Origin of the sequence: Cupriavidus sp. DL-D2 (assembly GCF_039710735.1) — a bacterium.
In the GTDB taxonomy this organism is placed as follows: Bacteria; Pseudomonadota; Gammaproteobacteria; order Burkholderiales; family Burkholderiaceae; genus Cupriavidus.
Window position 1 is genome coordinate 118,650 of record NZ_JBDKXK010000015.1, and the last position, 22,874, is coordinate 141,523.

21 protein-coding genes are annotated in these 22,874 nt (G+C 65.1%); 7 read left to right on the forward strand and 14 right to left on the reverse strand.

The genetic code is table 11. The features are described from left to right. Positions 1–218 precede the first annotated feature (218 nt). The gene (locus ABDB81_RS11740) at positions 219–695 is read left to right on the forward strand and encodes a DNA starvation/stationary phase protection protein (protein ID WP_137924825.1); all 477 of its coding nucleotides are present in this window, start codon (positions 219–221) and stop codon (positions 693–695) included. Between the two features lie 174 nt (positions 696–869). After that, positions 870–1,877 (forward strand): bestrophin family ion channel, encoded by a 1,008-nt coding sequence (locus ABDB81_RS11745; protein WP_137924826.1) that lies wholly within the window; start codon positions 870–872, stop codon positions 1,875–1,877. Between the two features lie 7 nt (positions 1,878–1,884). Here ABDB81_RS11745 and ABDB81_RS11750 read toward each other — a convergent pair whose 3' ends face one another. From ABDB81_RS11750 to ABDB81_RS11795, 10 genes are all read right to left on the reverse strand, one after another. Beyond that, positions 1,885–2,916, reverse strand: a complete 1,032-nt coding sequence (locus ABDB81_RS11750) for a fimbrial protein (protein WP_137924827.1) — start codon at positions 2,914–2,916, stop codon at positions 1,885–1,887. A gap of 21 nt (positions 2,917–2,937) precedes the next feature. Continuing rightward, complete coding sequence (locus tag ABDB81_RS11755) at positions 2,938–5,508, reverse strand: fimbria/pilus outer membrane usher protein (protein WP_346811237.1); 2,571 nt, start codon at positions 5,506–5,508, stop codon at positions 2,938–2,940. A gap of 4 nt (positions 5,509–5,512) precedes the next feature. Continuing rightward, positions 5,513–6,280: a molecular chaperone gene (locus ABDB81_RS11760; RefSeq protein ID WP_346811239.1), complete on the reverse strand. Its 768-nt coding sequence runs from the start codon at positions 6,278–6,280 to the stop codon at positions 5,513–5,515. A gap of 77 nt (positions 6,281–6,357) precedes the next feature. After that, a complete protein-coding gene (locus ABDB81_RS11765) occupies positions 6,358–6,909 on the reverse strand; it encodes a fimbrial protein (RefSeq protein WP_137924829.1) in 552 nt (183 codons plus the stop codon). A 616-nt stretch (positions 6,910–7,525) separates the two neighbouring features. Continuing rightward, entirely contained in the window at positions 7,526–8,497 is a 972-nt protein-coding gene (locus ABDB81_RS11770; RefSeq protein ID WP_137924830.1) for a cytochrome d ubiquinol oxidase subunit II, read from the reverse strand. Positions 8,498–8,514: 17 nt separating this feature from the next. After that, positions 8,515–9,924, reverse strand: a complete 1,410-nt coding sequence (locus ABDB81_RS11775) for a cytochrome ubiquinol oxidase subunit I (protein WP_160473503.1) — start codon at positions 9,922–9,924, stop codon at positions 8,515–8,517. Between the two features lie 6 nt (positions 9,925–9,930). Then, the gene (locus ABDB81_RS11780) at positions 9,931–10,419 is read right to left on the reverse strand and encodes a DUF3331 domain-containing protein (RefSeq protein WP_137924832.1); all 489 of its coding nucleotides are present in this window, start codon (positions 10,417–10,419) and stop codon (positions 9,931–9,933) included. Next, complete coding sequence (locus ABDB81_RS11785) at positions 10,412–11,416, reverse strand: AraC family transcriptional regulator (RefSeq protein WP_346811240.1); 1,005 nt, start codon at positions 11,414–11,416, stop codon at positions 10,412–10,414. The genes ABDB81_RS11780 and ABDB81_RS11785 overlap by 8 nt, the downstream gene beginning before the upstream one ends. A gap of 33 nt (positions 11,417–11,449) precedes the next feature. Then, a complete protein-coding gene (locus tag ABDB81_RS11790; protein ID WP_160473504.1) occupies positions 11,450–11,596 on the reverse strand; it encodes a hypothetical protein in 147 nt (48 codons plus the stop codon). Further along, entirely contained in the window at positions 11,593–11,733 is a 141-nt protein-coding gene (locus tag ABDB81_RS11795) for a hypothetical protein (protein WP_346811242.1), read from the reverse strand. Before ABDB81_RS11795 ends, ABDB81_RS11790 begins: the two co-directional genes overlap by 4 nt. Positions 11,734–12,304: 571 nt before the next feature. Here ABDB81_RS11795 and ABDB81_RS11800 point away from each other — a divergent pair. Together ABDB81_RS11800 and ABDB81_RS11805 are read left to right on the forward strand one after the other, a co-directional pair. Further along, entirely contained in the window at positions 12,305–13,789 is a 1,485-nt protein-coding gene (locus ABDB81_RS11800) for an efflux transporter outer membrane subunit (RefSeq protein ID WP_171020529.1), read from the forward strand. Further along, the gene (locus tag ABDB81_RS11805) at positions 13,786–15,006 is read left to right on the forward strand and encodes an HlyD family efflux transporter periplasmic adaptor subunit (protein ID WP_346811244.1); all 1,221 of its coding nucleotides are present in this window, start codon (positions 13,786–13,788) and stop codon (positions 15,004–15,006) included. Before ABDB81_RS11800 ends, ABDB81_RS11805 begins: the two co-directional genes overlap by 4 nt. A gap of 31 nt (positions 15,007–15,037) precedes the next feature. On the opposite strand, the gene ABDB81_RS11810 is transcribed toward ABDB81_RS11805, so the two are convergent. Together ABDB81_RS11810 and ABDB81_RS11815 are read right to left on the reverse strand one after the other, a co-directional pair. After that, entirely contained in the window at positions 15,038–16,549 is a 1,512-nt protein-coding gene (locus ABDB81_RS11810) for an MFS transporter (protein WP_346811246.1), read from the reverse strand. Continuing rightward, positions 16,531–16,761, reverse strand: coding sequence for a hypothetical protein (locus ABDB81_RS11815; RefSeq protein ID WP_137928405.1), 231 nt, complete (start codon positions 16,759–16,761; stop codon positions 16,531–16,533). Before ABDB81_RS11815 ends, ABDB81_RS11810 begins: the two co-directional genes overlap by 19 nt. 276 nt (positions 16,762–17,037) lie before the next feature. Here ABDB81_RS11815 and ABDB81_RS11820 point away from each other — a divergent pair, with 276 nt between their 5' ends. From ABDB81_RS11820 to ABDB81_RS11830, 3 genes are read left to right on the forward strand one after another with little or no spacing between them, the layout of a single operon-like run. Then, the gene (locus ABDB81_RS11820; RefSeq protein ID WP_137928404.1) at positions 17,038–17,439 is read left to right on the forward strand and encodes a response regulator; all 402 of its coding nucleotides are present in this window, start codon (positions 17,038–17,040) and stop codon (positions 17,437–17,439) included. Between the two features lie 45 nt (positions 17,440–17,484). Next, positions 17,485–19,332 (forward strand): PAS domain S-box protein, encoded by a 1,848-nt coding sequence (locus tag ABDB81_RS11825; RefSeq protein WP_237380451.1) that lies wholly within the window; start codon positions 17,485–17,487, stop codon positions 19,330–19,332. Next, a complete protein-coding gene (locus ABDB81_RS11830) occupies positions 19,329–19,985 on the forward strand; it encodes a response regulator transcription factor (RefSeq protein ID WP_137928403.1) in 657 nt (218 codons plus the stop codon). Before ABDB81_RS11825 ends, ABDB81_RS11830 begins: the two co-directional genes overlap by 4 nt. A gap of 135 nt (positions 19,986–20,120) precedes the next feature. Here ABDB81_RS11830 and ABDB81_RS11835 read toward each other — a convergent pair whose 3' ends face one another. Together ABDB81_RS11835 and ABDB81_RS11840 are read right to left on the reverse strand one after the other, a co-directional pair. Then, positions 20,121–21,317 (reverse strand): amino acid aminotransferase, encoded by a 1,197-nt coding sequence (locus tag ABDB81_RS11835; RefSeq protein WP_137928402.1) that lies wholly within the window; start codon positions 21,315–21,317, stop codon positions 20,121–20,123. Positions 21,318–21,376: 59 nt separating this feature from the next. Further along, positions 21,377–22,765, reverse strand: coding sequence for an amino acid permease (locus tag ABDB81_RS11840; protein WP_160473510.1), 1,389 nt, complete (start codon positions 22,763–22,765; stop codon positions 21,377–21,379). Between the last annotated feature and the right edge of the window lie 109 nt (positions 22,766–22,874).

The window sequence follows — 22,874 nt, forward strand, 5'->3', positions numbered from 1 at the left end:
AATCATATAAAGGTATGGTGGCCTGTTTGCCATGCGAAACGGCAATCCCTGGGCGCCCTGCACAAGGCCCGTGGCCGCATCCACGCCATCATGGCAGCGAGTTCTCCCCCTGAACCGTCGGGCCGTTGAACCGTCACCCCCCAAATCCTGGCGTCTGGCTGCGCACTTTTACGGTGCATCGCCACCCGCCAGCCGTGGATGCATTTCCAGGAGTCGCCATGACCATCACTTCCCTCGACACCGATGCCGGCCTGGCCGTCACCGAGATTTCCGATCACCTGAACCAGTTGCTGGCCGATGTCTTTGCGCTGTACCTGAAGACCAAGAACTTCCACTGGCATATGTCCGGTCCGCATTTCCGGGACTACCACCTGATGCTGGACGAACAATCGGCGCAGATCTTCGCCATGACCGACGACGTGGCCGAGCGCGTGCGCAAGATCGGCGGCACTACCCTGCGCTCCATCGGCAACATCGCTCGCCTGCAGCGGCTGCGCGATAACGACCAGGAAGCCGTCTCGGCCAAGGACATGCTGCGCGAACTGCACGCAGACAACCTCAAGCTGGTGGAAGCCATGCTCGACGCCCATGCTGTCTGCGACGACCACGCGGACGTGGCCACCGCCAGCCTGCTGGAGAACTGGATCGATGAAGCACAGCGCCGCGCGTGGTTCCTGGCGGAATCGGTGAAGTAAGGCTGCACCGCGGCTGTATCGCTGCAAAACACCGCCCGCCCTGTCGCGGGCGGTTTGTCAATTGTACGAATCGATGTCTCGACCTGCCCCCTGGGCACGGCAGTATGATCGCCTTCACATCGCACCGGGCGCCGTGATTGGCTGGCGCCCGTCAATCTGCCGTGAGAGCGCGCCATGCACCTGGGGAAATCGTACTCAATACCCGAGTTCACGTTCTGGTCGAGGCGGAAGATCTACGCCGCGCTGGCCTGCGGGACGCTGCCCGTCATCCTCTATCAGTTTTTCGAGGTGAAGTGGCTGTCGATCCCCACCGCCGTGGCAGTGCTGCTGGGAACGGCCACGTCGTTCATCGTGGGTTTCCGGAATGTGCAGACCTACACCCGCGCGCAGGATGCGCTGCAGGTCTGGACCGAGATCCTGAACGGCAGCCGGTGCCTGGGCGTCATGAGCCGGGATTTCCTTGCGCATCCGGCGGCCCGGCGCGAATTGATGCTTCGCCACTGCGCATGGCTGACCGCGCTGCGCTACCAACTCAGAGTGCCGAAGATCTGGGAGAACGCGGGCAAGGTGTCCAACGTGGAGTACCAGCAGTACTACAGCATTCCGGAATGGGAAGTACCGCTCGACAAGGCACTCGCAAAGTATCTCCAGCCGGAGGAACTGGCCTCGATCGTGAACGCCGATCACAAGACCTCGCGGCTGCTGGGCAACCAGTCCGCCACCCTCAAGCGCCTGCTCGATGCCGGCGAGATCTCCAGTAGCTTCTACATGGAGCTGGGCGGATCGATCCGGGGCTTCTTCAACCAGCAGGGCCGGGCGGAGCGAATCAAGGACTATCCCTATCCGCGCCAGTACGCCATCGTCAACAAGATCTTTGTCCGCACGTTCTGCCTGCTTCTGCCATTCGGCATCCTGACGGAGTTCGAGAAGCTCAACGCCAGCGTGTCGGGCTTCATGCATGGGCACATGATCTGGCTGGTGATTCCCTTCAGCGCGATGATCTCGTGGATGTACCTGGCCCTGGAGCAGGTGGGCGAGAGTACGGAGAATCCCTTCGAGGGCAATGCGAACGACGTGCCGATGGCGCAGATCTGCCGCAGGATCGAACGCGAACTCATGGACGTGCTGGGCGAGCCCTGTGATGCGCCGGAGCCGGAGGCGGCGCGGGGCGTCGTGCTCTGACAGGCGGTCATTGATAGCTCATCGTGAACGTGGCCAGTGCGTTGACCGTGCCGGGCGTCACAGTACCGGTGGAGATGTAGCGCACGCGCAGCGCAATGTTGCTGGTGGTGCTCGATGGCCCGATCAGGATCTGGTTCACGGTGCCGGCCATGGGCGAGTCCGGCCCGAAACTGATCGTTTCGCCGGTGGCACGGGTGATGCGCAATTGCACGTTCCGCGCGGTGGAGGCGGCTGTCAGCGTGAGCAGGTCGGTCTGGTTGCCAGGTGTGGTGGCGTCGGACAGCGTGAGATAGACCGTGGACCCCGCATCGCAGGTCAGGCCGATCTGGAATCCGGTTTCGCCAGCCGTGGCGCCCACGGGAGTCAGCATGGACAGAACGACGGTTGGCAGCGTGACACCGATATTGGGCGTGGTGACCGTGCAGGACCTGGCTGTGACCTGAGAAGCCCCCATGCCGACTTGTGATAGCGGCGACGATGAGGTGTTATAGGGTACGTTGTGGCTGATCATATTGAACATGACCGGAACGCTCACCGTGCCGCTCGTGGTCACCTGTCCGGTCTTGATCAACTGATAGGTGAACGAGTAGTTGTTCGTGGTGGGGTTTGGCGAGGTGACGTTCGGTGCGAACGAATCCCACTGGCCGGAACTGATGTGTGACAGGACCTTGTTGCCGTAGTTCACGCTGATGACGCGTACGCCGATTCCGGGAAGGGAGGTCTGCCAGACGTCCGGGACAACGGACGATACCGACAAGAGCGGAAGGTACTGGAGATAGAAGCTGTTGCCTGTCACGAAGTCGTTGAATGGGCATCTCACCGTGGTGGTCGTGGAGACCACCTCGCTCAGCGCGGTGCCCGATGGGGCATCCCGGGCAACGGTGATGGCGCTGAACGAGATGGTGGCGGGCGTGGTTGACATCGTGCATTGCGGAACCGACTGGCCATACGCGGCCGGTGCCATCGCCATGCTGACCAGCCACAGCGCCGCGCGAGCGATTCTCCAGGCACGGTGAAAGGAAGCGAAGCGTTGGGTCATGGCACGGGTCCTTCGTTCAGGTCAGGGAGTAGCCCGGCGCGGCGCACGGCCCGATACCGTGGCGTCAATCGGCTCGCAAGGCGCTTCCACGACAACATGGCGCTTGAGCACCGCATCGTGAGGTGGCAACTGATAAGGGATTCGGCACTGGTCCGTGCTGGGCGAACCCCAACGCACCGTGAGCGTGCCGCTGTCTTCCACACCCCGTACGAAAATCCGGCCAGCCTGGCCGACAATCCCGACGTCGTGGCCGGCCTCGTTCACCACGGCTGCGCCGAACGGCAGCGCCGACCCGTCCGGCGCGCGGCTTACCAGGATGGCCGTGCGGCCGCTCAGCGTCTCGAACTGGACGCGGACCACGGCATTGGCACGGGGCACCACCTGCCTGCTGGTGGCGCGGAACTCGATGTCGGCCGGCATGCCGCGTGGGTCGATCTCGATGGCATTCAGCCCATATGGCACGAGGTACGGCACCACGGCATAGCCGAAGCGGTCCACCCGCACGCCCGGCATATTGAGTACGCGTGCGCCGCGTGCGGACTTGGCCTCGACCAGCGCCACGGTATCGGCAACGTAGTTCGCCAGCGTGACGCCACCGCTGTGCGCCACCAGGGCACCTTGCAAGCCCACCGAGAACTGCGATGTATGCTCGCTGGCCGAGGCCGACCCGGATAACGTGGTGTAGGGGCTGCGGTACTGGATGTTGCCGCTACCGGTTGACGTGGCGCTGGAGCGGGTGCCGCCGATGCCGTAGCTGAGTGCGCTGTCCTCCAGCGCGGTGCCGGTGATCAGCAGTTGCTGCGAATCGCCGCTGGCGCGGTCGCTGGTGTAGCCGAACGACAGTGTCGGCATGCGCGGACTGCGGCCCAGCGGCACCGTAAAGCCAGCAAAGATCTGGGTGCCGAGCCGGCCGGTCGTACCATCGATCGTGCGCGAGACCGAGAAGTTGTAGGTGAAGGACACGCCCAGCATCCGTGCCACGTTGTTGTAGCCGATCTGGAACTGGTTCGCGGTGCCGTCGCGGTCCCAGTAGTCCAGCGAACTGCCCGTGAGGTAAAGGTTGCCCCATGGACCGGGAAGTTGCTGGTTCACCGTCACCTGGAACTGGGTGCGCCGGCGCAGCACGGTGGGTCCGTTTTCGCTGTCGGCGTAGGAACGGGCCAGGAAGGCATCCCTCATCTGCCAGAACCCGCTTGACGCGTAGCGATAGGCCGCCACCGTAAGGTTGGTGCGCGTGGATGGCACCACGTTGCTGTAGCTGACCCGATAGCTCTGGCCGGAGTTGGAGCCGGGACGGGGCACGTCGGCATGGGCCTGCGTGATGTCGAGCGCGAAGGCACCCATCGAAGTGTTCAGTGCCGCGCCCAGCAACGCCGCCTGATAGCTGTTGGCGTAGACCAGCCCGCCATAGCCGGTGACCAGGTTGGAGAGGCCATACTGAAGGGTGGCCTGCATGAGCTTTTCGCTCTGCGTGACGCGCGTGTCGCGATAGTCGCCAGCCGTGAAGGAGTAGCGCGCACTGCCCGGCCGCAGCAGCTGCACCACCGATGCATAAGGCACCGTGAACGTGTGCGACGAACCGTCGGCTTCGGTCACGGTGACCAGCAGTTCGCCGCCATAGCCTGTGGCGTAGAGATCGTCGATCTCGAACGGTCCGGGCGCCACGGTGGTTTCGCGCAGACGGATGCCATTCTGGGAGATCGACACGCGCGCGTTGCTGCGCGCCACACCGCGCACCACCGGCGCGTAGCCCCGGCTGGAATCCGGCAGCATGCGGTCGTCAGTGGCGACGTTGAGGCCGCGAATCGAGTAGCTGTCGAAGATTGCCCCGTCGGTGAAGGCGTCGCCCAGCGTGAGCTGGCTGCGCCACGAGGGGATGTCGTGCTGCAGATACGTGGCGATGTTCTGGTAGTCGAAGCCACCCTGTCCGGCGGGCATCCAGGTCATCGAAGAGCGCTGCCGCAGGTGCCACGATCCCACGTTTACGCCGGCGTCGATACCCAGGAAGCTCGTCGTGGAAGCATTGGCGCCGGTGGTGTGATACGAGTTGAACGTGTAGCCCACCGTGGCCGACGGGATGCCCGCATCCCAGAACTCCGGTGGCACGTACCCTCGTGGCTGATGCTGCTGCAGGGCCTGGGGCACGCTCAGGTCCAGCCGCAGGTCACCCATGTTGAACGTCCAGGTCGCCTCCGCGGCAATGGCTGCCAACGACGCGCATGAGTCGGGTGTGGTGCCGGCCAGCACGGTGCGGCCTTGTGGCGATAGCGCTTCGAGGTCGAGTTTCATGCGCGTGGCCAGGGGCCGCGTGATGCAGGGCGCCACGTCGCCATCCGTAGCATCGAAACGCACCGCCTCGCGGCCGGACCACTCGCCGTTGACGAAGACATCGACGATGTAGTCGCCGGGGACGATGGCGTTGGCGCGCGAGAACGGCGTGATGTCGATCGGGTTGCCGCTGGACCGACGCAGCAGATCATCAAGGAACCGCACGTCCGGCTTGTCCTGCGCCTGTACCGTGGCGGCCTGCAGCAGGGAGGCAACGGCCCACCAGAGCGGGCTACGGCGACACCGCTTGTCCATGCTCGCCATGGCGTCATCGTCCGGAATTGACAGCCTTGTCCATGGACCCTTCCGTGGCACCTCCATAGTCGTTGATAAAGCTGAACTCGACACGCTCCGGCGTGGCGGCGGGCACCGTGGCGGGCTTGCCGATATCAAGTTCCAGCGTGCCGCCCGGGGCGATCATTCCGCCACCGCTGTTGGCGAACGACTCGCCGCCCGCCGTGGCCTTCACGCTGCCGAACGTGATGTGATAGGGCGTGGGGTTACTGCCCTCCAGTGCATAGCCGTCGTCTTTCCGACGAAAGCTCCACGTCACGCTTTGTGCCGCCGCGGCGGCGCCATTGGCATCGAGCGATGCCGGGCGGTAGAAGAGCTTGATACGGGTGCGGAACGCGAAATTCAGAGAGTTGCGTGGCGCATCGTCAGAGGCGACCACGGATGGAACCTCAAGGACATTGACCCAGTAAAGCGTTTCGCGGCCAGTCGGCAGGGGGTCTCCTGCAAGAATGATCCGCATGGTTTGTCCGTCGCCGGGATTGACGCGGAACAGCGGCGGAGTGAGCAGGAACGGAACGGCTGCGTCGTCGGGAGGCGCGTCGGGGTTGCCCGCATCGATCCAGGCCTGCACGAGCGACGGCGTGGTGCCGTCGTTCGTCGCCCGCAACGACACCTCGCGCTGGGGCTCCTGGTAGATGACGCGCGTGCCGTTGAGTACCACCGACGCGAAGGCCGGCGAGATGCCGGCCCACAGCAACAATGCCACCGCCGTGGCACGACAAGCGGTTTGAAAATTCGGCATGGACGCTCCGCAGGCAGTGGTTGAACATACGGAGAGCCCGCCAGGGGCTCTCCCTCACGCAACCGGCGGGCAGCCGGTCAGGGGTACACGACGGAATAGACGACAGAGGTCGATACGTTGCCGGACGTCACGGTGCCTGTTGCCACATACTCGGCGCTGTAGTTCAACGTGGCAGCACCCGAGGCCAGTGCAACCTGTTGCGAGTTCTGCGAGCCGGCAGCCGCGCCGAGCGTAATCGCCGACATATCCGCGTTGCGCAGCGCGATCTGGACGTTACCGGCCGGCGTGCTGGAGGCACCGTTGATCAGCCGTCCCGTGGCCGCGTCGATGGTGGCGCCCGGTTCGAAATAGACCGCGGCATTGCCCGTGGCGGTGGAACAGCCCGACAGGCGGATGCTGAAGGGCGTGCGGCCGGCAGCGGTGCCTGTCCCGCTCAGTGCGGAAGTCGATACAGCCGGCAACGTCACGGTGAAGCTGCTGGAAGTGCCACCGTTACCGCCGATCGTGCAGGTCTGCGACGATACGCGGCCAGTGAAGGTGATGGTGCCGTCCGAGGCAAAAGCGGCACCCGGCAGCACAGCGGCGGCGACAAGAAGGCCAGCTATCAGGGTTTGGCGAATGGTTTTCATTTTGACTTCTCTCTATATCTAGTGAATGAAGCCGCCGTAATGACGGGGGCGCTCAGGCTGATTGGAATATTGCGTGGGTGGTAATCGCCGCGCGACCTTGAATCAACCTGTAACGCCTGAAGTCTATGAACGGATGGACGCCCGTTTAATAGCTGATTTACTAGTTTTTGAAATCGGGAAATGTGCGCTGCGCAGGACTGTGACAATGGCCGTGTTTGTCCCGCCCTCCCGGCGCACGACGGGAAGGGGCGAAATAGTCGTTTCTTGAAAAGCAGTGTGGTGCAAACGGCAGTGTCTCGCATCGCCCGAACGGGTGTAATGACGGGGATATTATGTTTGCGGTGCCGTGCAGATATTGAGGATGTCTGTTTCTTGTCTTGGAAAGACAGACTGTTATTATTTTGCTCTTATTCTGATTTGATTAAATCTGAGTTCTGTCCCTGCTCGTAAATAAAAAGGATGAAGGCAGGGCGAAGTAGAACTGGGAGGCAAGCGGAGGGGCGAGGGGAGGGCTGGCGGTTCAGGACACGATAGCCGCGATTTGAACTGCCATGCCCTCACCCCCAACCCCTCTCCCATTCCATGGGAGAGGGGAGAAACAGGGAGTAAGCAGAATTCAAGCCGCCACCTTCCCCCGGAACACGTGGTACTGGTACAGGTTGTACCCCAGCATCACCGGCAACATCAGGCCGATACCTATCAGCATGAACACCAGCGTGCGGTCGTCGGAGGCAGCGGCCATCAAGGACAGCTTGCCGGGCACGACATCGGGGAACAGGCTGATGGCCAGCCCGCCGAACGACACCAGGAACAGCAGCACGGTGGCGCGGAACGGCGCACGGCGGCTGCCGGTCCAGGTTGTTGCCGCGATCCACGCCACGGCGCCTGCCGCGATCACACCCAGCGCCAGCAGGACGGCGAGCACGCCATGCTCGTGCCAGCGCTCGGTGCCGATCAGGCTCAGGCGCAGCGTGGCAAAGGACAGGACCAGCGCGCTGACCACGGTGACCGGCAGCATCAGCAGCGTCCAGTTGCGCGCGGCGTTCTCCACCGGATACGGTGTCTTCTTGATCAGGTAGGTCGCGCCCAGCAGCGCATAGCCTGCCGCCACGCCGATCGCGGCGAAGAGCGTGAAGACGGCGTTCCACGCCCCAGGGTTCAGGCCGGTGATGACGCGGCCCAGGATCACCCCTTGCGACACGGCTGCAACGAGGCTGCCGAGTCCGAAGACGCGATCCCACAGCACGTTGCGCTCTGCGGCGTGACGGAACTCGATGGCCGCGCCGCGCATGATCAGCCCGGCGATCAACGCCATCAGCGGTACATACAGGTGGGGCAGCAACAGCGCGTAGGCTGCGGGAAACGCGCCGAACAGGCCGCCGCCGAGCACCACGAGCCAAGTTTCGTTGGCATCCCAGACGTGGGCGATCGATCCGATCATCGCGTCGCGCGCACTGCGTTCCGGCGCGAACAGGCTCAGGATGCCGATGCCCAGGTCGAAGCCATCGGTGACAACGTAGCACGCCAGCATCAGGCCGAGAATGCCGAACCACAGCGTGACAAGCAGGGTATGGGGAGAGGTTTCCATGGTCTTTGCCTCGGATATCAGTAGGTGCCGCCACCGGCAACGGGTGCCGTGCGTGCGGCAAGGCCCTGCATCGGCGCGGCCAGTGTCAGGTCAGGCCCTTTTCGCAACCAGCGCGAGGCCAGCCAGGCGAACGTAGCGAGCAGAACGAGGTAGAAGGCGGCGAACATCGCGATGCTGCTGGTCACGTCGAGCGTGGAGATGGCCGTGGAAACACCGGCCTCGGTGCGCAGCAGGCCATAGACCAGCCACGGCTGGCGTCCCACCTCGCGCACGATCCATCCGCACTCCACCGCGAGGTAGGGCAGCGGAATCGCCAGCACCCAGGCGAGCATCAGCCAGCGGTGTTGGGCCAGGGCATCGGGGTTGCGCCGCGTGCGATACACCACATGCGCGGTGCGCAGGGCCAGCAGTACCAGCAGGAAGCCGATGCCGGCCATCACCCGGAACGAGTAGTAGAGCAGCGGGAGCATCGGCGGCTGGTCGGCACGCGGAATGTCTGCGAGGCCCGTGACGGTGCCATCTACCTTGTGCGTGGCCAGCAGGCTCAGCATGCCCGGCACTTCGACGGACCAGCTATTGCGCTGCGCTGCCTGGTCGGGCCATGCGAGCAGTGACCACGACGCGGCAGTGCCCGGTGCATTGGTATGCCAGTGGCCCTCGATGGCAGCACCCTTGGCGGGCTGCGTGCGGAACACGTCCACGCCGCTGCCGTCGCCCAGCCAGACCTGGATGGGCGCCACGATGACGAGCAGCAGCATCGCCAGCCGGAACGACTTGGCAAAGAACTCGGGATTGCGGCGCTTGAACAGATACCACGCGGAGATGCCGGCCACGACCACGAACCCGGTTTCCAGCGCAGCCAGCCACATATGGGTGATGCCCCAGACCGCATCGGGATTGAAGATTGCACGCAGGTAGTCGGTCACGACGATCTTGCCGTCGACCACCGCCACGCCGGCTGGCGTCTGCATCCACGAATTCGCCACCATGATCCAGAACGCGGAGAGCGACGAACCGAGCGCGACCATGCCGGTGGCGAACAGGTGGACCCCCTTCGACACGCGGTCCCAGCCGAACATCATGATGCCGATGAAGCCGGCTTCGAGCATGAACGCCATGGCGCCTTCGAAGCCGAGGATGTTGCCGAAGAACTGGCCCGTGAACTGCGAGAAGCTGCTCCAGTTGGTGCCGAACTCGAATTCCATCGGGATGCCGCTGACCACGCCCACGGCGAAGTTCAACAGCAGCAGCTTGCCCCAGAAACGCGCGTGGCGGTACCACCCGAGGTCGCCGGTGCGCACCCAGAGCGCTTCCACGATGAAGAGCCAGGCCGCCAGACTGATGGTCAGGATGGGCCAGAGGATGTGGAAGATCGCCGTGAATGCGAACTGGGCGCGCGAGAGGTCAAGAACGTTGTCGATGGCCATGGCGGATCACCGGGAACGGTAGCGGATGGCGGGCTCGGCTTCGGGCTCGCGCGCCGGCTCTGTCACGCCGCAGGTGTTTTCCATGGCCGAGGCCAGGATCATCGCGTCGGCATTGAGGGCCGGGGTGCGCGAGCGCTGCGGCTGATAGACGGCGGCCATCTTGCCGATGGGCTGCCCGGTCAGTGCGCAGGTGCCCGCCTGGCGGGCGATGCCGATGGTCCAGATCTGCTCGCCATAGCGGCAGTGCGTGGCATCGCGCCAGCTCACCACGGCCATGGCACTGCTGGGCCGCTCGATGACGGTGACGATCGGTGCGTGGGCACGATGCGCATGGTCGTCGGCGGTGTAGGTCGTGGGCGCAGGGGCTTGCGGATTCAGCAGGGCGATGGTGCTCAGCCACGCGTCGCACGAGTGATCGAAGGGCGCATCGGGTGCATCGAACGTATCGCGGCTATCGGTAGCAGCCGGTTGCAAAACTTCAGTGGCATCAAACATGGGAGCTCCCTGGAGTAGAGGTGACCTTGACACGCCAGCAGTAAGGCGTGTCACCGACGAAGCGCTTGAAAACGGTGGTGAAATGGGCCTGCGAGCGGAAACCGCTGCGCATGGCCACTTCCAGCACGCTGCCTTGACCGCGGCGCAGCAGATCCTGCGCGTGCTCGATGCGGCGGCGTACGAGGTATTCGTGCGGACGCATGCCGGTGGCGCGACGGAATTGCGCGGCAAAGTACATGCGGGTGAGGCCGGTGCTGCTGGCGATATCGGCCAGGCCAATCGGTGCGGCCAGGTTGTCGTCGATGAACGCGATGGCCCGGCGCAGGCGCCACTGCGGCAACGCGGTCTGCGTGCGATGGTTGGTGGCGGCGCGCTGGAAGTGATTCGCCACCACGCGGGCCACGATGGCCAGCGCCACGCTATCGGCAAACATCCGGCCAAGGCCCGGGTCCTGCGTGTGTGCCACGGCCAGTGCCTGGCCCAGTCGTTCGAGCGCCGGATCGGTATGCACGAACGGATCGTCGAGCAGCAGCTCGCCGGGGTGCGCATGGCCGAACTGGTCTTCGTAGCAGGCGGCCAGCACGGCTTGCGGCACGAACAGGTGCAGCAGGTCGCAGGCCGAACCGTATTCCGCACGGGACGCCACGCCGGGCGCCGTCACCTGCACGGAACCGGCAGTGATGCGGCCATCGAACACCGGCATGCCGCCGCAGAGCAACCGCACCGAACCGGAGCGCAGCGCCAGCGAGATGCAGTGGTGCGCGCCGTCGCCATCGTGGGACACGGAGACAGGATCGTTGCCATCGCAGGTCCAGCGCGAGATCACGATGCTGTCCGGGCGGCGGGCCTGCAGCGTCTCGGCATCGGGCGGCTGGCGCCATTGCTCTTCACGATAGACAAGGGCCGGCGCACGGGCTGCCTCGACGCGCGGCGAGGGCGGCATCGGGGGGCGGGTGGCTTCGGGCAGTTCGAGGACGTTGGTTGAGAGGTCTTTCATGGCGTGGCGTTCCGTATATCCGTAAGAGGGGGGTCAGGCGGCGTAGCGAAGGAACGCCACGGCAATGAGGATCAGGTTCATGACGGCCAGCACGATCCAGCCGTACATCAGCATCAGGCTTTCCCGTTCGTCGAGGGCACTGTCATGGTGCACATCGGTCTCGGCGGTGCGTGGGCTCATTGGTTGTTCTCCTGGGTGGCATGGTGGACAGGAGCAATGGCCTGCGCCCACATCCGGTACACACCCGCACCGGCCAGTCCAATCGCCACGACGGCGGCGATGGACAGTATCGAGATGGGAAAGAGACGGGATTTCATGCTGGCTGGCTCCTCGGCGAGTCGGTGTCTGGCTGGGATGAATCGTAGGAGCCGCCCATGGGTGGTCTCAATTGGCGAGTGGATGAGGTAGGGTTAAACGTTGGTATAGGTTTGCCAAATCGCACTCACCTTTTCGTAGGTGACGGATGGGCGGATGGATAAGGCGGGGAGGGATGAGGATGGTTCTTTACGGAAAGACCTAGGGCTTTCCGGGTGGGTTTCTTGTGCCGGGGAGTGGGTTTGCTCGTACCTCCCGGTTTTCTCCCCTTTGGTTTGCTCCCCTCTCCCGCTTGCGAGAGAGGGGCGGGGGTGAGGGCAAGCGGTGGCTATGCGAGATCCGTGATCGGTGCCGAAAGGCCCGCCCTCACCCCCAACCCCTCTCCCGCGTGCGGGAGAGGGGAGCAAACCGGGCGGGAGAGGGAGAAAAGAGCAAGCAGAGGGGCGCAAACAAACGAAACAAGCGCCCCGGCAGGCTTGCCGTGCAATCCCGACACAATGTCTGCAAACACGATCACGTAAAGCGTGGCTACACGCCACTATCCGTCCATCGAAACCTTCGGATGGGGCAGCCATGCGTGGCGTTCTGGAAGTGCGGTGCGCCTCGCTCGCCGCCGTTGCATTGACCTTGGGGGCGCTTGCCGGCTGTGCCGGATTCGGCGATGCGCGACCCACTCGGCACCTCGCGGCCGTATCCGGCACGGCGCATAGCCTGCCGGCCATGCACGGCCAGTGGCCGGCGCAGGACTGGGCAGACCAGTTCGGCGATCCCCAACTGGGTGCGCTGACGCGGGAGGCGGTGGCGGGCAGCCCCACGCTGCAGGCCGCATTGGCGCGCCTGGCGTCGGCGCGTGCGCTGGCGGATGGCGCGCGCAGCGGTCTGTATCCGGAGATCGGCATCCAGGGCGGGTTCACCCGCGAGCGGATTTCCGAGACCGATACGCTGCGCGGCACGCCGCTGGCAGGACGATGGGTGGATCAGGCGCAACTGTCTGGCGCACTCTCGTATGACCTGGATTTCTGGGGGCGCCATCGTGCCGAGCTGCAGGCCGCACTGTCCGGCGTGAGCGAGGCCGAGGCGGAAGCCGAGTCGGCAAAGCTGGTGCTGACCACCGGCGTGGCCCGCGTCTATACCCGGCTGGCCACGCTGTACGCCTTGCGCGATGTCACCACGCAGACTATCGACCAGCGGCGGGAGTTGGCCACGCTGGGCCGGGAGCGGCTTGTGGCGGGGCTCGATACGCAGGTCGGCACGACGCTGCAGGACGCCGACCTGGCCGGTGCCGAGGCCGACCTGACCCGCCTGGACGACGACATCGCCGTGGCCCGCCACCAGATCGCCGCCTTGCTAGGCAAGGGTCCCGACCGTGGGCTCGCCATCGCGCGGCCCGTGCTTTTGTCGATGTCGGCCAGCCAGCCCGTGGCCAGGCTGCCCGACGATGCCCATATCGGCCTGCTGTCCCGCCGTCCGGACCTGGTGGCAGCCCGCTGGCGCGTGGAGGCGGCCTCGAAGGACATCGAGGTGGCGCGCACCGCGTTCCTGCCCGATGTCACGCTCAACGCCATGGCGGGCCTCACCACGATCACTCCCGCCGATTTCCTGCTCGGTGCGAGCCGCGCGTTTGCCTTCGGCCCATCGCTGCACCTGCCCGTGTTCGAAGGCGGCCGGCTGCGCGCGGATCTGCACGGCCGCTATGCCGCCTACGACGCCGCAGTGGCCGACTACAACCAGACACTGACACAGGCGCTGCGCGACACCGCCGACACCGTGGATGGCCTGCAGTCCACGGCAACCGAGATCGCCCAGCGGCAACAGGCGCTGCAACTGGCCGATCACGCTTACCAGCTCGCCGCCCGCCGCTGGCAGGCCGGACTCGTCAACCAACTGGCGGTACTCGCCGCGCAGTCCGAATTGCTGGCCCGGCGCCGTGACGTGGCGCAATTGCAGGGCCAGCGGCTCGATCTTCAATTCCGACTGATCTGGACGCTCGGCGGCGGCTACGAAGGACATCCGCCCGTGGCATCGCTCAACGAACCGGCATCGGCCAATACACCATGACCGCACAGACTTCCCCCAATCCGCCGTCCGTTCCTCCGGCCGCTCCTCCGGCCGCTCCTCCGGCCACGCCCGCACCCGCCGAGGTGGCCGCCAATCCTCGTGCCGTCCCGCGCCGCCGCCTGATTGCCGTGGCAGCGCTGGTCGCCGCCGCAGGCATCGCCTCGGCCACGTGGTGGGTCGACGATGGCCGCTTCCAGGCGTCCACCGACGACGCCTATGTGGGAGGCAACATCGTGCAGGTGACCTCGCTGGTGCCCGGCACCGTGGTGTCGATCGCGGCGGACGACACGCAGCGAGTCACGCAGGGCGGTCAACTGATCGGACTCGATCCGACCGATAGCGAGGTGGCGCTGCAGCAGGCCGCCGCGCAACTGGCGGAGACCGTGCGGCAGGTGCGCACGCTGTACGCCAACAACGGCACGCTGCAGGCGGATATCGCCCAGCGCGTCGCCAATATGGAGAACGCCCGTGACGATCTGCGCAGGCGGATGTCGGTCGATGGGACCGGCGCCGTATCGAAGGAAGATGTCGATCATGCGCAGTCCACCCTCAAGGCGGCACAGTCGGCGTTGCGCGCGGCGCAGGAACGGCTGGTATCGAACCAGGCATTGACCGACCACTCCACCGTGGCGGCGCACCCCGAGGTGATGAAGGCCGCCGCGCTCTATCGCGCGGCCTACCTGACCCATGCCCGCTCCACGTTGCCGGCCCCGGTCACGGGGTTCGTGGCGCGGCGCGCGGTGCAAGTGGGCCAGCGCGTGGCACCCGGCGAGCCGCTGATGGGCGTGGTGCCGCTGAACCAGATCTGGGTGGACGCGAACTTCAAGGAAAACCAGATGGCCGATATGCGCGTGGGCCAGCCCGTCACGCTCTATTCGGACTTCTACGGCTCGCACGTGCAGTACAGCGGCAAGGTGGCAGGCTTCTCGGCCGGCACCGGTGCCGCGTTCTCGGTGCTGCCGGCGCAGAACGCCACGGGCAACTGGATCAAGGTGGTGCAGCGCCTGCCGGTGCGCATCGCGCTGGACCCCGCCGAACTGGCCGCGCATCCGCTGCGGCTGGGCTTGTCGATGCGGGCCACGGTGGATGTGCACGATCACGGCGGCGCCTCGCTCGGCAAGCTGCCAACGGTGACGCCGCTATCCACGGATGTCTACGCGGCGGTGGGCCGCGATGCCGATGCGAGCATCGCCCGGATCATCGCGGCCAATCTTTGACGGAGGGGAAGGGCGTCGCGAATGCGGCGTTTCAGCGCAGCCAGCGCTGCCACGCCGCAAAACCTGCCACGAGCAGGCAGGCCGGCGCCACGATGGCCAGCAGGTTCGACCCCGCCAGCAGCACGGCCTGCTGGTCGATTTCCTGCGAGAGGCTGACCAGCGTCAGGCCAGGCGGCAGGTGATAGGCCAGGTAGGGATCGATGCGTCCCACAAGATGCGTGCGTGCCACGGCCTCGCCGTACTGCAGGCATTGCGCCGCCGTGCCCGTGCCCGCCGCCGACGCCACTTGCCGCACGATGTTCTTGAACTGGTAGGTGTGCGAGAAATCGTCGAGCGACGTTTCCATGAACGAGAGCTTGGCCACCAGCACCAGGGCGAACGGTACGGCCACACTCTGCAACACCAGCGCCTGCAGCATGCGGTCCACCGACAGGTCCGACATGATGCGCGTGGCCAGCAGCCATGCCGCTACCGCGATCATCACGTAGCCCAGCGCGAGATAGCGGCGCGTGCCCGGCAGCTTGCTGCCGTACAGCACGAACAGCACGGCGGCGACCATGCCGAACGCGCTGCTGATGGTGGTGATCATGCCCGTGGTCTCGAACGGAAACCCGAGGCCGAGCTGCATCAGGATCGGCATCAGGTAGTTCCACAGGCCGGCCGTGAACGAATAGATGGCGAAGAAGGCCAGCCCGACGAGGTAGCGCTTGCCGCCGAGCCGGTGGGTGTTCAGCCAGGGATCGGGACGCAGGTGCAGGCGGATGAAGGCCAGCACCATCAGCGCGGCGCCGGCCAGCGGCCAGGCCACCACGTCGAGTGCATCCGACGCCGTGTATAGCCGGAGATCGGCCAGGCCATGCACCAGTGCCAGTGCCCCGGCACCGAGCAGGATCACGGTGAGCCAGTCCATGGCGGCGAGCGTGTCGAGGTCAGGCGCGCGCGGCGGCGTCACGCGGTGCGGGTAGGTGACCGAGACCAGCAGCAGCGTGGCGGCCGAGGCGATGGCCTGCACCACGAAGATCGTGCGCCATCCGGCATCGAGCATCAGGACGGCCGTGACCCATGGGGCGGCAGCCAGCATGCCCAGCGCGCCGACCACAAAGGGCCACAGCAGGCGCGGGCGCTCGGTGGGCGTGGCGATGAGCTGGATCAGCGTGCGCGCTGCAGCAAACAGCCCGCCGGCGCCAAGTCCCTGTACGGCAAGCGCCAGCGAAAGCTGGGTAATGTTGTTCGAGGCGGCGCAAAGCAGGCTGCCGGCGATGGCGATCCACAGGCCGGCGATCGACACGCCGCGATAGCTGAGGTATTCGGCCAGCCGGCGCAACATCAGGTTGGCGACGATGGCGGCGGCGGCATAGGCGGTGAAGCACCAGAGAAATTCGTCGGGCGTGGCGTAGACACCCGCCCGGATCTGCACGGCGGCAGTGGCCAGGATGGCCGTGGCGACGAAGTCGACACCGGTGGCGCATCCCAGGGCCAGTCCCATCAGCGCCACGCCACCATGCGTGACGCGCGGCAGCGCACTCAGCGGGACGGCTGGCATGCGGTCGCGGCAGCGGGGCAATGCACGGGGCGGGCCGGTTTGACCGAAGCCTTGGCGCTGGCGTTTGCAGAGGCCGGCGGGAACACGCTGTAGTCATAGCGATCGGCAGCAAACGGGCTGGTGGCCGGGTCGTCGGCGGCATGGGCGGCGCCCCCGATGAGGCAGGTAGCAGCCAGCAGGACGCGGGCAGTGCGAACGAGTGTGGTTTTCATGACGATCTCCTGTGCCGTGCAGCAGGAAGGGTGGAGGGAAGCTTGAGCCTATGCGTGCGCGTGAAGCGGTCTTTTCGCGGTATGGACGCCGTTTTCGCAACCGCACGGACCTGTGCAGAGGGGCGCTGAAAGCACGCCGTAAGCCAAGCCGTACAAGGGAAAGCGGCGGTTTGCCGTTCTTTTCGTATCCGGCGGATTCACTATACGAAGGCATAGTGTTAATGGCTGTCCTGACTCGCTAACATGAGCGCCATGAGATTGAAGTGAGGTGCCAGCTTGGCTACGAAACAGGTCGTCGCGATTGTCGATGACGACGAATCCATCCGCACTGCCACTTCCCGACTGGTTCGATCGCTGGGGTGGGAAGTGCATACCTACCCGTGCGCCAAAGCGTTTCTTGCCGCCGATGCCACGTCCGTGACGTGCATCGTCTCGGACGTGCAGATGCCGGAGATGAGCGGGATCGAAATGCTGCGCCTGCTGAAGGCGCAGGGCAGTACCGTACCCGTGATCTTCATCACGGCTTTCTGTACCGAATCCATCCGGCGCGAGGCGCTGCGCGCCGGCGCTCTGGCCTTCCTCTGCAAGCCCGTGAATGGCGCCGAAATCCAGCGACACCTGGATGCCGTCGCCGCACATGCCGTGGGCGCCGATGCTTCCCAGCCGCCCCGCGCCTAGCGTGGCGGTCTTCCGATCTGCCTGACCAGCCTGAGCACGCGCCGCATGCCGGATTTCCTTCATTCCGCTTCACCGCTCCCGTTCGGTGCCTCCGTCGTGCCCGATCCGGCCGCCACCTTTCGCTGGATGCTGGTGCTGGCCGTGGTCATTGCGCTGGCGGTGTTTTCGTTCGATGCCTTTACGCACTACCAGGTGGCAGTGGCCGTGCTGTACGTGCTGGTGGTGCAACTGGTGGCGGTGTCGGGTTCGGCCAGGCTGACCGTGATCGCCAGCCTGGCGTGCGTGGTGTTGACGCTGGCGGCGTTCGTGCTGACGCATGAACCGGCCAGTACGATGGGCGCGCTGGGGCGCTGCCTGGTGAGCCTGCTGGCGATTGCCGCGGCCACGGCGCTGTCCATGCGGCACCTTCGCACGGACCGCCGCATGCGCGAGCAGATCGAACTGCTCAACTTGTCGCACGACGCCATCGTGATCTATGACATGCATGGCGTGGTCACGTTCTGGAACCGCGGCGCCGAGATACTGTATGGCTGGCCCGCCGACATGGCGGTTGGCACGGATTTCCACACCCTGACCGATTCGCGTTTTCCGCAGCCACACGATGTGGTCTACGAGATGCTGTCCCGCCAGGGCCGCTGGGAGGGCGAGGTGGAACGCCGCCATCGCGATGGACACGGCCTGATCGTGGCGAGCCGTATCGCGTTGTGGCGCGACAGCCAGGGGCGTGCCATCGCGTTGATGGCCACGAACAACGACATCACCGAAAGGCGCCGTGCGGAGATGGAGCTGGCGCGCAACGAAGCCTTTCTGGCCGACGCCCAGCGCCTGAGCAAGACCGGCAGTATCCAGCGGTTTCGCGATTCCACCGAGATGAACTGGTCGGACGAGGCATTCCGCATCCTCGGCTACGGCACGGAGGAAATCCCCCGTTTCGAACGTGTGTTGGCGCGCACGCATCCGGACGACATGGACGTTGTGAAGGGCATGGACGCCGCGATCCGCCGGGGCGAGCCCCACATCGACGGCAAGCACCGCCTGCTGATGCCCGACGGCGAGGTCAAGCACGTGCATTTCGTGGCGCGGATCAACGAACGGCCCGGCCAGCGGACGGAATACGTGGGCGCGGTCATGGACATCACGGCAGCCGTGGCCGCACAGGAGGCGCTGCAACGATCACTGACGGAGTTGGCACATGTGTCGAGACTGACTACACTTGGCGGGCTGGCGACAACGATGGCCCACGAAGTGACGCAGCCGATTGCGGCCATCGTGACGTGCGGGGATTCGGCGCTGCGGTGGATGGATCGGCCCGACCCCGACGTGCCGGAAGCCAGGCAATCCGTGGAGCAGATGATCCGCGACGCGCAGCGGGCGTCCGAGATCATCAAGCAGATTCGCGGCATGGCGCAGAAGCGTGAGCCGCAATGGGCGGCGGTACAGGTCAACGCGCTCGTGCGCGAAGCCCTGTCGCTGCTGGCGCGCGAGTGTGCCACGCATCAGGTGCAGCTCGATGTACAGTTGCCGGAGGAGGCGTGGGTCGTTCCGGGCGATCCGGTGCAGTTGCAACAAGTCATGGTGAATCTGCTGGTCAACGCCATGCAGGCCATGTCCGAAGCGGGCAGCGAACGGCGCGTGCTGCGGGTGAGTACCTTGCTGGCCGATGCATCGCATGTCCGGATCGTGGTCAGCGACACCGGCCCAGGGTTTGCGGACGGCGATGCCGAGCGCATTTTCCGGGCTTTTCATACAACAAAAAAAGACGGGGTGGGCATGGGGTTGTCGATATGCAGGTCCATCGTGGAAGCGCATGGCGGCCAGATCTGGGCCACCTCGGGCAATCCCGGGGCCAGCTTCCATGTGGAACTGCCGCTCCGGAGGGAAGGGGAATCATGAATTCAGCAGTCTCAACCGATAACGGGCCCTCCATGGTCTACGTGGTCGATGACGACGAGTCGATGCGCAAGGCCGTGATGATGCTGCTGCGCTCCGTCGGCTACCAGGTGGAGGCCTACGCATCGGCTACGGACTTCCTGGCCGCGCCCATGCAGGACGTGCCCAGCTGCCTGATTCTCGACGTGCGCCTCAAGGGCCAGAGCGGCCTGGCCGTGCAGGAACAGTTCGCCGCCAGCAAGATGCAGATTCCGATCATCTTCATGACCGCGCACGGCGATATCGCGATGTCGGTCAAGGCCATGAAGGCCGGCGCCATGGATTTCCTCGCCAAGCCCTTCCGCGACCAGGACATGCTCGACGCCGTGGAAAGCGCCCTGGCCCGCGATGCAGCCCGACGCGAGCTGGACCGCACCGAATCGGACCTCCGCGTGCGCTACGCCGAACTGACGCCACGCGAGAAGGAAGTCATGGGCTACGTGGCCCGCGGCCTGCTGAACAAGCAGATCGCCGCCGAACTGGACCTCAGCGAGATCACCGTCAAGATCCACCGCGCACAAGGCATGAAGAAAATGGGCGCCAGGTCGCTCGCGGATTTCGTGCTGAAGGCGGAAGCGCTGGGGATTGTGGAATCGGCGACGAATGGGGGAAAGTAAGGCGGATTCCGCCATTGTTTTTACTCTCCTCTCCCGCAAGCGGGAGAGGGGAGCGCATAGCGACAGGTAGCAGCAACACAAAAAAAAAGCCACCCCGCAGGGTGGCTTTTGTCCTTCAAATCCACACCAGACCGATCAGCCCTTCAGCACCACGCCAATCGCATTGGCTACCACGCCGACATTGCTATCGTTCAACCCGGCCACGCACATGCGGCCCGAGCGCAGGATGTAGACGCCGTGCTCGTTGCGCAGGCGATCGACTTGCTCGGCCGAGAGCCCCGTGTACGTGAACATGCCGCGCTGCTTCACGTAGCGCGACAGCTTCTCGCCGCTCACATGTTCGCGCAGTTGATCGTGGATGGCCTGACGCATGCGGGCGATGCGCTGGCACATCGCGGCCAGTTCTTCTTCCCAGCTCTTGCGCAGTGCCGGGGTGGTCAGCACACGCGCCACCACGCGGGCGCCGTGCGTCGGCGGGTTGCTGTAGTTGGCGCGCACGGCGCCGGTCAACTGACCCAGCACGCGGCTGGCTTCGTCGGCGCTCTGGCAGATCACGCTCAGGCCGCCGCAGCGCTCGCCGTACAGCGAGAAATTCTTGGAGAACGAGTTCGCCACCAGTGCCGGCACGTTCTGGCGAGCCAGTTCACGCACGGCGAAGGCATCGTCATCGAGCCCCGTGCCGAAGCCCTGGTAGGCCATGTCGACGAACGGCAGCAGCTTGCGCGCCTTCAGTACGCCGATCACCTGGCGCCACTGGTCTTCGTTCAGATCCACGCCGGTCGGGTTGTGGCAGCAGGCATGCAGCAGTACCACGTCGCCCTGCGGAATGGCTTCGATAGCCGCGAGCATCGCGTCGAACTTCAGGCCGCCGGTTTCAGCGTCGTAGTACGGATAGCTTTCCACTTTGAACCCGGCGCGCTCGAAGACCACGCGATGGTTCTCCCAGCTCGGGTCGCTGATCCACATCTTGGCCGTGGGGAAGTAGCGGCGCAGGAAATCGGCACCCACGCGCAGCGCGCCCGAGCCACCCAGCGTCTGCAGCGTGGCGATGCGGCCTTCGGCGCGCGCGGCGCTGTCTTCGCCAAACACCAGCGCCTGCACGGCTTGGCGGTATGCGGCCATGCCAGCCATCGGCAGGTAAGGGCGCGGACCCATGTCGGCCAGCAGTGCGGCTTCGGCTTCGGCCACGGCCTGCATCACGGGCAGGCGGCCTTGATCGTCGAAGTAGATGCCGATGCTGAGGTTGACCTTGCTGGTGCGCGGATCTTGCTGGAAATCTTCGTTCAGCGAGAGGATGGGGTCGCCGGGGAATGACTCGATGTGTTCGAACATGGGAGGCTTCTTCTGGTTCAGGGGGCGGGCGGCTTCGATGCGATGCCGCCCGCGCCGGATCACTGGATCTGGGCGCTGGCGACGGGCAGGGCCGCGCCGGCGTTCTTTTGCCGGAGGCGATAGCTTACGCCAAGTACGGCCAGCCAGACAGGGATCAGATACACAGACAGGCGCAGGCCCGGCGTCATGAACATCACCACCAGGATGCCGGCCAGGAACGCCAGCGTCAGGTAGTTGGTCAGCGGATAGCCGAGGCTGCGGAACGACGTGGTCTCGCCAGCCTTGCGCTTGGCGCGGCGGAACATCAGGTGAATGATGCTGATCATCGCCCAGTTGATGATGAGTGCCGATACCACCAGACCCATCAGCAGCTCGAATGCTTCGCCGGGCATCAGGTAGTTGACCAGTACGCAGAAACCGGTGGCAATGGCGGACACAGCCAGTGCAGCCAGCGGAATGCCGCGACGGTTTACTTTCAGCAGGGCGCGCGGGGCGTTGCCCTGTTGCGCCAGGCCCAGCAGCATGCGGCTGTTGCAGTAGACGCCACTGTTATAGACCGACAGTGCAGCGGTGAGCACCACCACGTTCAGCACGGTTGCCACGATATCGCTGTTCAGCGCGTGGAAGATCAGCACGAACGGGCTGCCGCCGGTGACCACCTTCTGCCACGGATAGAGCGACAGCAGCACGGCCAGTGCACCCACGTAGAAAATCAGGATGCGATAGATCACCTGGTTGGTGGCCTTGGGAATGCTCTGGCTCGGGTTGTCGGCCTCGGCGGCGGTAATGCCCACCAGTTCGAGTCCGCCGAAGGAGAACATGATCACGGCCATCGCCATCACCATGCCGCCCAGTCCATTGGGGAAGAAGCCGTTGTGCTGCCACAGGTTGGCCACGCCGGCTTCAGGACCCGCACCGCCGGTAGCCAGCAGGTAGGCGCCGAAGACGATCATGCCCACGATGGCCACGACCTTGATGATCGAGAACCAGAATTCCATCTCGCCGAACGATTTCACGCTGGCAAGGTTGATGGCGTTGATGATCACGAAGAAGCCCAGCGCCGAGACCCATGTGGGGACATCGGGCCACCAGTACTGGACATAGAGGCCCACGGCGGACAGTTCGGCCATGCTGACCAGGATGTAGAGCACCCAGTAGTTCCAGCCAGACATGAAGCCGGCGAAGTGGCCGCAGTACTTGTTGGCGAAGTGGCTGAACGATCCGGCCACGGGTTCATCGACGACCATCTCGCCCAGCTGGCGCATGATGAAGAAGGCGACGATGCCGGCGAGGGCGTAGCCGAGCAGGACAGAAGGGCCTGCAAGCTTGATGGCGGGGCCGATGCCCAGGAACAGGCCGGTGCCGATGGCGCCACCGAGCGCAATCAATTGGATGTGGCGATTCTTCAGGCCACGCTGGAGCGTGCCCTGGCTGTCGGTTGCATGCATGGAGTTGTCTTTCCTCTACCCATTCTTGTGGAATGGCGCGCGCCTCTATCAACGGGCGCTTGAAAAAAACGCCGACGCGGGTAGCGCCGGCGCGCAGGGGTCCGCGCCG